This is a genomic window from Sphingobium amiense, from assembly GCF_003967075.1.
Lineage (GTDB): Bacteria > Pseudomonadota > Alphaproteobacteria > Sphingomonadales > Sphingomonadaceae > Sphingobium > Sphingobium amiense.
In genome coordinates, this window is record NZ_AP018664.1 from 1,735,828 (window position 1) to 1,747,507 (window position 11,680).

At 64.6% G+C, this 11,680-nt stretch carries 13 protein-coding genes; 5 read left to right on the forward strand and 8 right to left on the reverse strand.

Annotated features, from left to right (window positions below):
• Positions 1-31: 31 nt before the first annotated feature.
• The 4 genes from SAMIE_RS08320 to eno form a co-directional block, all read right to left on the reverse strand.
• Positions 32-1,417, reverse strand: a complete 1,386-nt coding sequence (locus tag SAMIE_RS08320) for a pyruvate dehydrogenase complex E1 component subunit beta (protein ID WP_066697421.1) — start codon at positions 1,415-1,417, stop codon at positions 32-34.
• Positions 1,417-2,493: a pyruvate dehydrogenase (acetyl-transferring) E1 component subunit alpha gene (pdhA, locus tag SAMIE_RS08325; protein ID WP_066697423.1), complete on the reverse strand. Its 1,077-nt coding sequence runs from the start codon at positions 2,491-2,493 to the stop codon at positions 1,417-1,419. The genes SAMIE_RS08320 and pdhA overlap by 1 nt, the downstream gene beginning before the upstream one ends.
• 170 nt (positions 2,494-2,663) lie before the next feature.
• Positions 2,664-2,975, reverse strand: coding sequence for an FtsB family cell division protein (locus SAMIE_RS08330; RefSeq protein ID WP_066697427.1), 312 nt, complete (start codon positions 2,973-2,975; stop codon positions 2,664-2,666).
• A 77-nt stretch (positions 2,976-3,052) separates the two neighbouring features.
• Positions 3,053-4,327, reverse strand: a complete 1,275-nt coding sequence (gene eno, locus SAMIE_RS08335; RefSeq protein WP_066697430.1) for a phosphopyruvate hydratase — start codon at positions 4,325-4,327, stop codon at positions 3,053-3,055.
• A 214-nt stretch (positions 4,328-4,541) separates the two neighbouring features.
• Here eno and SAMIE_RS08340 point away from each other — a divergent pair, with 214 nt between their 5' ends.
• From SAMIE_RS08340 to SAMIE_RS08360, 5 genes are all read left to right on the forward strand, one after another.
• Entirely contained in the window at positions 4,542-5,126 is a 585-nt protein-coding gene (locus SAMIE_RS08340) for a hypothetical protein (protein ID WP_066697436.1), read from the forward strand.
• 58 nt (positions 5,127-5,184) lie between these two features.
• The gene (locus SAMIE_RS08345) at positions 5,185-5,574 is read left to right on the forward strand and encodes a phage holin family protein (RefSeq protein WP_066697441.1); all 390 of its coding nucleotides are present in this window, start codon (positions 5,185-5,187) and stop codon (positions 5,572-5,574) included.
• Positions 5,571-5,894 carry a hypothetical protein gene (locus SAMIE_RS08350; RefSeq protein WP_066697444.1) on the forward strand — a complete coding sequence of 108 codons (324 nt, stop codon included), beginning with the start codon at positions 5,571-5,573 and terminating at the stop codon, positions 5,892-5,894. Before SAMIE_RS08345 ends, SAMIE_RS08350 begins: the two co-directional genes overlap by 4 nt.
• The gene (locus SAMIE_RS08355; protein WP_066697454.1) at positions 5,887-6,516 is read left to right on the forward strand and encodes a DUF883 family protein; all 630 of its coding nucleotides are present in this window, start codon (positions 5,887-5,889) and stop codon (positions 6,514-6,516) included. Before SAMIE_RS08350 ends, SAMIE_RS08355 begins: the two co-directional genes overlap by 8 nt.
• Positions 6,517-6,618: 102 nt before the next feature.
• Entirely contained in the window at positions 6,619-6,840 is a 222-nt protein-coding gene (locus tag SAMIE_RS08360; protein WP_066697455.1) for a DUF4170 domain-containing protein, read from the forward strand.
• 44 nt (positions 6,841-6,884) lie between these two features.
• Here the strand turns inward: SAMIE_RS08360 and SAMIE_RS08365 are convergent, their stop codons facing one another.
• The 4 genes from SAMIE_RS08365 to SAMIE_RS08380 all read right to left on the reverse strand — a co-directional run bounded on the left by SAMIE_RS08365 (position 6,885) and on the right by SAMIE_RS08380 (position 11,666).
• A complete protein-coding gene (locus SAMIE_RS08365; protein WP_066697456.1) occupies positions 6,885-7,544 on the reverse strand; it encodes a rhomboid family intramembrane serine protease in 660 nt (219 codons plus the stop codon).
• A gap of 4 nt (positions 7,545-7,548) precedes the next feature.
• On the reverse strand, positions 7,549-8,025 hold the full coding sequence (greA, locus tag SAMIE_RS08370; protein ID WP_066697459.1) for a transcription elongation factor GreA: 477 nt from the start codon (positions 8,023-8,025) through the stop codon (positions 7,549-7,551).
• Between the two features lie 81 nt (positions 8,026-8,106).
• Complete coding sequence (carB, locus tag SAMIE_RS08375; protein ID WP_066697460.1) at positions 8,107-11,442, reverse strand: carbamoyl-phosphate synthase large subunit; 3,336 nt, start codon at positions 11,440-11,442, stop codon at positions 8,107-8,109.
• Positions 11,442-11,666, reverse strand: a complete 225-nt coding sequence (locus tag SAMIE_RS08380) for a hypothetical protein (protein ID WP_066697465.1) — start codon at positions 11,664-11,666, stop codon at positions 11,442-11,444. The genes carB and SAMIE_RS08380 overlap by 1 nt, the downstream gene beginning before the upstream one ends.
• Between the last annotated feature and the right edge of the window lie 14 nt (positions 11,667-11,680).

The window sequence follows — 11,680 nt, forward strand, 5'->3', positions numbered from 1 at the left end:
GGCAGCCCCATAGGGCCGCCCGGCTCCGGACTTATTTGTAACTGACCTTCTTCGCCGCCTCGACCACGCGAGCGGCGTCGATCAGCGCGGCCTTCTCAAGGTTCGCGGCATAGGGCAGCGGCACGTCCTCGTTGGTGACGCGCAGCACCGGGGCGTCGAGGTCGTCGAAGCCCTTTTCCATCACCACCGCCGCGATTTCCGACGCGATGGAGCAGGTCGGCCAGCCTTCCTCGACCACCACGATGCGGTTGGTCTTTTTCAGGCTCTCCAGCACGGTATCGGTGTCGAGCGGGCGCAGCGTGCGCAGGTCGATGACCTCCGCGTCGATGCCCTCGCCCGCCAGCGTTTCGGCGGCCTCCAGAGCGACGCCGACGCCGATGGAATAGCTCACCAGCGTCACATCCGCGCCCTCGCGCACGATCCGCGCCTTGCCGATGGGCAGGACATAATCGTCCACCTGCGGCACGTCGAAGCTGCGGCCGTAGACCAGCTCATTTTCCAGGAAGACGACCGGATCTTCGGACCGGATCGCCGCCTTGAGCAGCCCCTTGGCATCCGCCGCGTCATAGGGCGCGATGACGATCAGGCCGGGGACCGACGCATACCAGGGACCGTAATTCTGGCTGTGCTGCGCGCCGACCCGGCTCGCCGCGCCGTTGGGACCGCGGAATACGATGGGGCAGCGCATCTGCCCGCCCGACATATAGTTGGTCTTCGCCGCCGAGTTGATGATGTGGTCGATCGCCTGCATGGCGAAGTTGAACGTCATGAACTCAATGACGGGGCGCAGGCCGCCCATCGCGGCGCCGGTGCCGATGCCCGCAAAGCCATATTCGGTGATCGGGGTGTCGATCACACGCTTCGGGCCGAATTCCTCCAGCAGCCCCTGCGTGACCTTGTAGGCGCCCTGATATTCGGCGACTTCCTCGCCCATGACGAAGACACGCGGATCTTTGCGCATTTCCTCCGCCATCGCATCGCGCAGCGCTTCGCGGACGGTGGTCTTCGCATAGTCCGTGCCGTCGGGGATGGCGGGGTCTCTGACCGAAGCCTTCGTTTCGGCGGCGAGCTTGGACGTGCCGCTTTCCGCCTTCTTGGGCGCTTCGGGCGCGGCTTCGGATTTCGCGGGCGGCGTGCTTTCCTCGGCCTTGGGAGCAGGGGCAGCGGCCTCGCCACCCTCGCCCGCCATTTCGGCGATGACGGTGCCGACCTTCACGCCCTCCGATCCTTCGGGGATCATGATCTTGCCGATCTTGCCCTCATCGACCGCCTCGAATTCCATCGTCGCCTTGTCAGTCTCGATCTCGGCGAGGATGTCGCCCGATTTCACTTCGTCGCCTTCCTTCACCAGCCATTTGGCCAGCGTGCCCTCTTCCATCGTCGGCGAGAGCGCCGGCATCTTGATTGCGATACCCATCAATATTGCTCCACCAGTACGTCGGTATAGAGTTCGGCCATATCCGGCTCGGGCGAAGTTTCGGCGAAGTCCGCCGCTTCGGCGACGATTTTGCGGATGTCCTGGTCGATCTGCTTGATCTCGTCCTCGCCGACGCCCGCGCCGACGAGATATTTCTTCACGCCCTCAATCGGGTCCGACTTGTCGCGCATCGCCTGCACTTCCTCGCGCGAGCGATATTTCGCCGGGTCGGACATGGAGTGGCCGCGATAGCGGTAGGTCTTCATTTCGAGGAGGATCGGGCCGTTGCCGTCCTGCACCCATTTGAGCGCTTCCTCGGTCGCGCCGCGCACGGCGAGCACATCCATGCCATCGACCTGAAGCCCCGGAATGCGGAAGCTTTCGCCCCGGCGATAGAGCTGATCCTCGGACGAGGCGCGGTTGACGCTCGTGCCCATGGCATATTGGTTGTTCTCGATCACGAAGATGATCGGCAGCTTCCACAGCTCGGCCATGTTGAAGCTCTCATAGACCTGACCCTGATTGGCCGCCCCGTCGCCGAAATAGGCGACGCACACGCCCCCGTCGTCGTTATATTTATGCGCGAAGCCGAGGCCCGCGCCCAGCGAGACCTGCGCGCCGACGATGCCGTGGCCGCCGTAGAATTTATGTTCGACGCTGAACATGTGCATCGACCCGCCCTTGCCGCGCGAGATGCCCGCTTCGCGGCCGGTCAGTTCGGCCATGATGACCTTGGGATCAATGCCGTAGGCGAGCATGTGGCCATGGTCGCGATAGCCGGTGATAACGCTGTCCTTGCCGGGCTTCAAAGCCGACTGGATGCCGACCGCAACCGCCTCCTGACCGATATAGAGGTGGCAGAAGCCGCCGATCAGGCCGAGGCCGTAGAGCTGGCCCGCCTTTTCCTCGAACCGGCGGATGAGGACCATCTGCCGGTAGAATTCGAGCAGTTCCTCTTTGCTGGCCTTGTAGTCGGACGGGGTTTCGGGGCGAGGCCGGTTATGGTCCGCGCCGGCGGCGGGTGCAGCCGCCTTTGCCTTTGCGCGTGTCGGACGCGGCGTCGTTGGTTTCGCCAAGGCTGTTATCCTTTTGCGTGGGGGTAGGATGGAAGGAAGTCCGATATAGCCGCCCGGTTGCATATATTGCAACCGATGCCCCCGCAAAACGGCGCGAATCCTATAGAGCCGACTGTAATTTGATGTTGCTCGCCACGTCTTTTACGGGCGGCCAACTGCTCCGGGCGGAGTCAGTTCAGCGGCACGACCACTTCGTCGTGATGGACGACGCCCAGTTGGCGGCGAATCAGTTCGTCGGCAAGGTCCGGGTCAACCCGGCGGGGATCGAGCGCCTCGACCCTGTTCTTCAGCTCCGCGCGTGATTCCTGTGTCTTGCGAAGCTCGACCTTCGCTGTCTGGAGCTGCCGGCTATAGTCGCCCCATGCAAGGACGCCGTTCGACCCCAGCACGACATAGCCTGCGAAGAAAAGAAGGAGGAGGATGGCGATCGCCGGACCGAAGGCCGAGAAAAGAAGAAGCCGAAGTTTCGCGATATGCGCCATGGGCCAGAAGAATCATGAAAAATGGCTGGCCGCAAGAGAAAAATCATTCTCCTGCGACCAGCCGCTTCGTTACGGACTCAGCGGAAAATCGAGCGTCCCGCATAAACGGCGATGTCGCCCAGTTCTTCCTCGATGCGGATGAGCTGGTTATATTTGGCGAGCCGGTCGGACCGCGCGAGCGAGCCGGTCTTGATCTGCCCGCAATTGGTCGCGACGGCGAGGTCGGCGATGGTCGCGTCCTCGGTCTCGCCCGAGCGGTGCGACATGACGGCGGTGTAGCGCGAACGGTGCGCCAGATCGACGGCGGCCAGCGTTTCGGTCAGCGTGCCGATCTGGTTGACCTTCACCAGCAGCGAGTTGGCCAGCCCCTTGCCGATGCCCATGGCGAGGCGGGCGGGGTTGGTGACGAACAGGTCGTCGCCCACGAGCTGCACCTTGTTCCCGATCTTGTCGGTCAGCGCCTTCCAGCCTTCGAAATCATCCTCGCTCATGCCGTCCTCGATCGACTTGATCGGATAGTCGGCGCACAGCGCAGCGAGATAATCGGCCATTTCGACCGGGGAGAGCGACAGACCCTCGCCCGAAATCTCATATTTGCCGTTCCTGAAGAACTCGGTCGCCGCGCAGTCCAGCGCCAGCACGACATCGTCGCCGGGCTTGTATCCCGCCTTCTCGATGCTCGCGAGGATGAAGTCGAGCGCGTCGCGGGTGGAGGCGATGTTGGGCGCAAAACCGCCTTCGTCGCCGACCGAGGTGGCCAGCCCCTTGTCGTGCAGGCCTTTCTTCAGCGTGTGGAAGATTTCGGACCCGATCCGCACCGCGTCGGCGATGCTTTCCGCGCCGACCGGCATGACCATGAATTCCTGAAAGTCGATGGGGTTGTCGGCATGTTCGCCGCCATTGATGATGTTCATCATCGGCACCGGCAGCACATGCGCGGACACGCCGCCGACATAGCGGTAGAGCGGCAGGCCGCGCGCATCGGCGGCGGCCTTCGCCACGGCGAGCGAGACGCCCAGGATGGCGTTGGCGCCCAGACGCGACTTGTTCTCCGTGCCGTCGAGTCCGATCATCGCCGCATCGACTTCCGCCTGATCCTCAGCGTCGAGGCCGATGATCTGTTCGGCAATCTCGTCATTCACGGCGGCAACGGCCTGCAGCACGCCCTTGCCCAGATATTTGCTCTTGTCCCCGTCGCGCTTCTCCACCGCTTCATATGCGCCGGTGGATGCGCCCGAAGGCACGGCGGCGCGGCCGAAACTGCCATCCTCCAGCATGACGTCGACCTCGACCGTGGGATTGCCCCGGCTGTCGAGAATCTGGCGGGCGTGAATATCGAGAATGGCGGTCATGATCGCTCCCTGCACTTGGCGTCGTAACGGCGGCCACACGGCCTTTTCGCGCGCTCCGCTTAGCCAGCGCCCCCCTGCTTGGCAATGCGGGGGCTTGCGCGGACGCAAAAAATGCCGAAGGTTTCCTGCGGAACTGCATCCGGCGGCAAGCATTGGGGTCATGAGAACGCACGCGGCGTCCATGGCGCCTTCTGAAAAGGGAGATGAGACGACAATGGCCGAAACGCCCGCAACACCCGCCAAGCGCGGACGCAAGCCTGCCGCCGAAAAGCCGGTCAAGGCGAAGATCGCAAAGGCGAAAGCCGATGTCACCGCCGCCTCCGCCGAAATCAAGGCATCCGCGCGCAAGGCCGCTTCGAAGGCGAACGCCAGGCTGAGCGAGCAGGTCGTGCCGATCAAGGCGCAGGCCACCGAAAAGGCGCGCGTGGCCAGCGAAGCGATCCGCTCTATCGACTGGAAGGCGCAGATCGAACCCATCAGGGAACAGGCGGGCAAGACCGCCAAGTCCGCCGCCGTGATCGCCAAGGACAAGACCGGCACCGCGATGCAGAGCCTCGCAAAGCTTATCTCGGACACGGCCAACACGGTCGATGCGAAGCTCGGCCCGCAATATGGCGACTATGCCCGTCAGGCGGCGCAGTCGGTCGCGGGTGCGGCGGACACGCTGGACAGCAAGGACGTCGACCAGTTGATGACCGAGGCGCGCGATTTCGTGCGCAAAAGCCCGGCTGTCGCCATCGGCGCGGCGGCGGTGGTCGGCTATGTCCTGATGCGTCTGGCCAAAGGCTCCGACGAATAAGGGGCGCTGCCCTACCCACCCGACGCACAGGCCCGCACGGCGGGGCGGAGGCATATAAGTGACAGATGAGCCAGCCGAACCGGCGGTGACGCCGCATGCGAGCGGCGATGCTCCCGACGCGGCCGATGACAGCGTGCGCGCGACGTTTGCGCGACTGATCGAGGATGGCCGCGCCTATGCGTCGGCGGAGGCGGAAAAGCAGAAGCTGCGCGCCGGCATCGTGGCGGTAGGGGTGCGCAATGCCGCCATTCTGGGTGTCATTGCGCTGATCCTCGTTTTCGCGGCCATCGTGGCGTTATTGATCGGCCTGATATTCGCGCTGGCGCAGGTCATCGCGCCAATCTGGGCGACGCTCATCGTGGTGGGCGGCGCGCTGGTCGTGGTCATGCTGCTGCTCCTGCTGGCAAAAGGCTGCATCAGCCGGATGATGAAGGCGATTACGCCATGACCCAGGAAACATCCTATCGGGCCGCGGTGGCCCGCGCCGAAGCCGCCAGGGCGCAACTCCGCCAGAGCGCGCACGACGCCGGAGCGCGGATCGCCCCCGCCCGCCTGAAACAGGACGTGAAGGCGAAGATCAGCGGCGCTGTCAAAAACAGCGTGGCGCGCGTCGGCGACAAGGCGCGCAAAAACCCTGTCGCGGTCGGCGCGGCGGGGGCCGCCATCCTGCTCTATTTCGCACGCCGACCGGTGACGGCACTTTTCCGGCGGCTATACGTTCGCCTGACGAATGCCCGTTCGAATGAATTGGAGACTGACAATGGCTGACATCCGCGCTCAAGTGACCCGCGTCCGCGAAGCCGCGAACGACGCGGCGGCGACCACCGCCGAACGCATCAGGGACGGCGCAGGCAAGGCGCGCGACGGCGCAAGCGACCTGATCGCCACTGGCCGTGACAGGGCGAGCGAAGCCTATGGCGACGCGCGCGACCGCACCCAGCGGGTCGCCACCCGCGCGAACGAGATCGTGCAGGAACATCCCATCGCGGCTGTGGCCGGGGCCGTCGCCGTGGGCGCGGTCGTCGCATGGATGTTTCCCAAGAGCCGCCGCGCGATGAAGGCGCTGCCCGGCCTCGCCTCGACCGCAGGCGCCCGCATCCTCGAGGCCGCCGTCGCCGCGCGAACCGTCGCTGCCGATCAGGCCGAAACGGTGAAGCATGGCGCTGCGAAGGTGCTTGACCGCGCCGGTGACACGGCGGGCGATCTCGTCGCGACCGCAAAGGACGCCGCCGCCGTGGCGCGCGACCGGGCAGCTGCTGCGAAAGACAGCGTCGCCGCGTCGGACCTGTCCACCAAGGCGTCGCGCCTTGCCGACGATGTCGCTTCGGCGGTCGTGGCGAAGGTGGAGGCGCTGGCCGACACGATCAAGGCCCGCCTGCCCAAGCAATGAGGCCGATTGCGACCGCCACCATGCGGTTTTCCCGCGCACTCCTTGGCTGATGGGTGCGGCGATGCTAAGGCGCCGCCATCAGCCAAGGGAGAATAAGCAGGCATGAGCAAGATGCATCTTGTCATGGGTGGTCGCGTTACCAATCCGCAGACACTGGAGTTTCAGGATCTGAGCGCCGTCGATCTCGTCGGCGTGTTCCCTGACTATGCGTCGGCGGAAAAGGCGTGGCGGTCAGCGGCGCAGCGCACGGTCGACGATGCGGAGATGCGCTATGTAATCGTCCATCTGCACCGGCTGCTGGAACCCGAACTCCCCGCCGCCTGACACATCGCAATCCGCTCGCCCTACACGCAGGGCGGGCGGAGCCTTCATTGCACCGAATGCGGCTTGCGGCGGAAGCGCCAGAGCAGCAGAGGCCGGGTCAGCGCCAGCCCCGCCAGGAAGCCGCCGATATGCGCCGCGACCGCGATGCGGCCTATGTCCGCCAGCCCGGCGCCGCCCGCGACGCCGATCATCACCTGAAGCGTGATCCACGCCGCCGCCAGCCAGAGCATCCGCACCAGATTGGCGGAAAGCGGCCCGATGCGGCGGACCTGCTGCTGGCTGTAGAGCAGTGCATAGGTGGCGATGATCGCCGAGATCGCGCCGCTCGCGCCGACCATGGGGTCGGTCGACGACGGGCCGATCGCCCATTGCGCGAGACATGCGGCATAAGCGCCCACGCCATAGAGGACCAGCGTCCCCTTCCACCCCAGCACATGTTCGACCTGCCGCCCGCAGAAGACGAGCATCAGCATGTTAAAGCCGATATGGAGCCAGCCCGCATGGATCAGCGTGCAGGTCAGCGGCGTCAGCCACCATGGCACCGCCGCCATGCCCGCCAGCAGATCGGGCGAGTTCACCCGAGCGGGTATGAAGCCGCCCATGACGGCGGCGTCATTCACCCGGTCCGTCAGGAACAGCAGCAGGAATATCAGGACGCAGACCACCGCCAGAGCGTTGGTGGCGCGGCCGGCGGGAAGGGTCACGGCGTCAGATGAACTCGATCTTGTCGACAAGGTAGAATTTGTCGCCCGAAGGAACCGACACCTCGACCTCATCGCCGACCTCGCGCCCGATCAGCGCGCGCCCCAGCGGGCTGTTATAGCTGATCATGCCCGCCTTGGCGTCGGCCTCGGCCTGACCCACGATCTGATAACGGATCGGCTTGTCGTCCTCGTCCAGCAGCGTGACCGTCGCGCCGAACACGATCCGGTCGCCCGACAGGGTCGTCGGGTCGATCACCTGAGCGCGGGACAGCTTGTCCTCCAGATCGACGATGGTCGCCTCGACCTGGCCCTGCCGTTCCTTGGCAGCGTGATATTCTGCATTTTCCGAAAGATCGCCGTGGGCGCGCGCTTCTTCGATGGCGTCCACGATCTGCGGCCGTTCGGCCTTCAGCTCGCGGAGCTGCGCATTGAGCTTGTCATAGCCCATCTGCAGCATCGGCATCTTCTCGACGGTCGCCATTCCCTAAAATCCTTCGTCAAAACTTCCCTTCGGCGGCTCTGTGGGCAGAGCCGCCCCGCAACCTCATTCCTGTGCAGGGGATCAAGCGTGCGACAGGGGATAATAGGACTGGAGCGCCCGCACTTCAAGGGCGCGTCCCCGCAGCGCCTCGATGGCGTCCGCCGCCGCGACGCTCGCCGCCGCCGTGGTGAAGCTCGCAATCTTGGCCCGCAGCGCGGACGTGCGGATCGCCTTGCTGTCCTTGAGCGACTGCCAGCCCTCGGTCGTGTTGAAGATCAACTGCACGTCGCCATCGGTGATCCGGTCCACGATATGCGGACGGCCTTCGGCGACCTTGTTCACGCGCTCGACCGCGATCCCGTGTTCCTCCAGATATTTGGCCGTGCCGCCGGTCGCGATGATGGTGAAGCCCATCGCGGACAGCTTCTGCACGGCGGGCAGGATGACGGGCTTGTCGCTGTCCTTGACGGACACGAACACGGTGCCTTCCTTGGGCAGGACGGTGCCCGCACCGATCTGCGCCTTGGCGAAAGCGGTCGCGAAATCGCTATCGATTCCCATGACTTCGCCCGTGCTCTTCATTTCCGGTGAGAGCACCGGGTCGACGCCGGGGAAGCGCGCGAAGGGGAAGACGGCTTCCTTGACCGCGATATGGTCGATGGCGTTGCGGTCGATCTTTGGCAGGTCTTTCAGCTTCTCGCCCGCCATCACCCAGCTCGCGATCTTGGCGATGGGCGTGCCGATGGCCTTGGCGACGAAGGGCACGGTCCGGCTGGCGCGCGGATTGACCTCGATCAGGTAGACCGTCTCGTCCTTGACCGCGAACTGGATGTTCATGAGGCCGCGGACGGAGAGAGCGCGAGCCAGCACATCGGCCTGCCGTTCGATTTCCGCGATGACCTCCACCGACAGGCTGTAGGGCGGCAGGGAGCAGGCGCTGTCGCCCGAATGGACCCCGGCTTCCTCGATATGCTGGAGCACGCCCGCCACCACCACATCGTCGCCATCGCACAGCGCATCGACGTCCACTTCGACGGCGTCGCGCAGATACTGGTCGATCAGGACCGGCGAGTCGCCCGACACCTGAACGGCGGTCGCGATATATTCCTCCAGTTGCGCCTGACCGTCGACAATCTCCATCGCGCGGCCGCCCAGCACATAGGACGGGCGCATGAGGACGGGATAGCCGATGCGGTTGGCGACGGCGATCGCCTCTTCCCGGCTACGGGCGATGCCGTTGGCGGGCTGACGCAGCTTGAGCCGGTCGATCAGCGCTGCGAACCGCTCGCGGTCTTCGGCAAGGTCGATGGCGTCGGGCGAAGTGCCCAGGATCGGCACGCCCGCATCCTCCAGCGCCTGCGCCAGCTTCAGCGGCGTCTGCCCGCCGAACTGCACGATGACGCCCGCCAGCGTCCCCGCCGACATCTCGACGCTCAGGATTTCCAGCACATCCTCCGCCGTCAGCGGCTCGAAATAGAGGCGGTCGGACGTGTCATAGTCGGTCGACACCGTTTCCGGATTGCAGTTGACCATGATCGTCTCATAGCCCGCGTCGGCCAGCGCGAAGCAGGCGTGGACGCAGCAATAGTCGAACTCGATCCCCTGCCCGATCCGGTTGGGACCGCCGCCCAGAATGACGACCTTTTTGCGGTCGGACGGCTGCGCCTCATTCTCCGCCTCGCCGAACAGCGGCGCTTCGTAGGTCGAATACATATAGGGCGTCTTCGCCTCGAACTCGGCGGCGCAGGTGTCGATGCGCTTGAAGACGGGCCGGACGCCGAGCCTGTGGCGCAGCGCGCGCACTTCGTCTTCGGTGACGCCGCCGGTCATCGCCTTCACCGTTTCGTGGATCAGACCCGATCCGCGCGCGATGCCCCGCTCCATGCCCCGCAGATTGGCGGACTTGAGCGCGAGATAGGCCAGCCGCTTGTCGGAAAAGCCCATGGACTTGAGCCGCCGCATCCCATCGGCATCCTGCGGCAGGCCATGCTCCAGCACTTCGGCTTCGGCCTCAACGATTTCCTTGAGGCGGTCGAGGAACCACGGGTCGAACTTCGCAATCGCGTGGATCTCCGCGACGCTCAGGCCTTCACGGAGCGCCTGCGCCGCGATCAGCAGCCGGTCGGGCGTCGGCTGGGCGAGCGCGGCGACGATGTCGTCCTTGGCCGCGCCTTCCAGATGCTCGACATTGTTGAAGCCGGACAGGCCGGTCTCCAGGCCACGCAGCGCCTTCTGCATCGATTCGTGGATGTTGCGGCCGATGGCCATCACCTCGCCCACCGACTTCATCGCGGTGCCGAGCAGAGGCTCGGACCCCTTGAACTTTTCGAAGGCGAAGCGCGGGATCTTGGTCACGACATAGTCGATGGTCGGCTCGAACGACGCGGGGGTCGCGCCGGTGATGTCATTCTCGATCTCATCGAGCGTGTAGCCGACCGCCAGCTTCGCCGCGACCTTGGCGATGGGGAAGCCGGTCGCCTTCGACGCCAGCGCCGAGGAGCGCGATACGCGCGGGTTCATCTCGATCACGATCAGGCGGCCGTCCTTCGGATTGACCGCGAACTGCACGTTGGAACCGCCTGTTTCTACACCGATTTCACGCAGCACCGCAATGGATGCGTTGCGCATGATCTGATATTCCTTGTCGGTCAGCGTCAGCGCGGGCGCGACAGTGATGGAATCGCCCGTATGGACGCCCATCGGATCGACATTCTCGATGGAGCAGATGATGATGCAGTTGTCGTTGCGGTCCCGCACGACCTCCATCTCATATTCTTTCCAGCCGAGCAGCGATTCCTCGATCAGCACTTCGGTGGTGGGGGATGCGTCCAGCCCTTCGGCGACGATCCGCCTGAACTCTTCCCGGTTGTAGGCGACGCCGCCGCCAGTCCCGCCCAGCGTGAAGCTCGGCCGGATGATCGAGGGAAGGCCGGTAAACTCCAGCGCGTCGAGCGCCTCTTCCATCGTGTGCGCGATGCGCGAGCGGGCAGACTCCAGCCCGATCTTGTCCATCGCGTCGCGGAACTTGAGGCGATCCTCCGCCTTGTCGATGGCCTCGGCATCCGCGCCGATCATCTTGACGCCGAACTTCTCCAGCGTGCCGTCGTTGAACAGCGCGAGCGCGGTGTTAAGCGCCGTCTGCCCGCCCATCGTGGGGAGCACCGCGTCCGGCCGCTCCTTCTCGATGATCTTCGCCACGATTTCGGGCGTGATCGGCTCGACATAGGTCGCGTCGGCAAATTCCGGGTCGGTCATGATCGTGGCCGGGTTGGAATTGACCAGGATGATGCGATAGCCCTCTTCCTTGAGCGCCTTCACCGCCTGCGTGCCCGAATAATCGAACTCGCACGCCTGACCGATGATGATCGGCCCCGCGCCAATGATGAGGATGGAGGAGATGTCGGTTCTTTTAGGCATCAGAAGTGGCTTTTCCCGATCTGCACCAGCTTTTCAAAAGCGGCTTTATCTAAGCGAATTGTCTGCGAAACTTTGCCAGGCATCTCTCGACCGGGCCGGCCGTAGGTGTCGATCTGGATCAGCCTTTCTCGGCCGCAATCAACCAGCCGCACGATAGTTTCGACCTCTTCATGAGGCCGAGCATTATCCAGATGTTCAACTGTGAAGTCGCGCACCGTAGCCATTGCTCAGTCCCTCC

Bases quoted from the DNA above. Each gene is read 5' to 3' on its own strand.
- SAMIE_RS08320 (WP_066697421.1), bottom strand. From the start codon at position 1,417: ATGGGTATCGCAATCAAGATGCCGGCGCTCTCGCCGACGATGGAAGAG.
- SAMIE_RS08330 (WP_066697427.1), bottom strand. From the start codon at position 2,975: ATGGCGCATATCGCGAAACTTCGGCTTCTTCTTTTCTCGGCCTTCGGT.
- eno (WP_066697430.1), bottom strand. From the start codon at position 4,327: ATGACCGCCATTCTCGATATTCACGCCCGCCAGATTCTCGACAGCCGG.
- SAMIE_RS08340 (WP_066697436.1), top strand. From the start codon at position 4,542: ATGGCCGAAACGCCCGCAACACCCGCCAAGCGCGGACGCAAGCCTGCC.
- SAMIE_RS08350 (WP_066697444.1), top strand. From the start codon at position 5,571: ATGACCCAGGAAACATCCTATCGGGCCGCGGTGGCCCGCGCCGAAGCC.
- SAMIE_RS08355 (WP_066697454.1), top strand. From the start codon at position 5,887: ATGGCTGACATCCGCGCTCAAGTGACCCGCGTCCGCGAAGCCGCGAAC.
- SAMIE_RS08360 (WP_066697455.1), top strand. From the start codon at position 6,619: ATGAGCAAGATGCATCTTGTCATGGGTGGTCGCGTTACCAATCCGCAG.
- greA (WP_066697459.1), bottom strand. From the start codon at position 8,025: ATGGCGACCGTCGAGAAGATGCCGATGCTGCAGATGGGCTATGACAAG.
- carB (WP_066697460.1), bottom strand. From the start codon at position 11,442: ATGCCTAAAAGAACCGACATCTCCTCCATCCTCATCATTGGCGCGGGG.
- SAMIE_RS08380 (WP_066697465.1), bottom strand. From the start codon at position 11,666: ATGGCTACGGTGCGCGACTTCACAGTTGAACATCTGGATAATGCTCGG.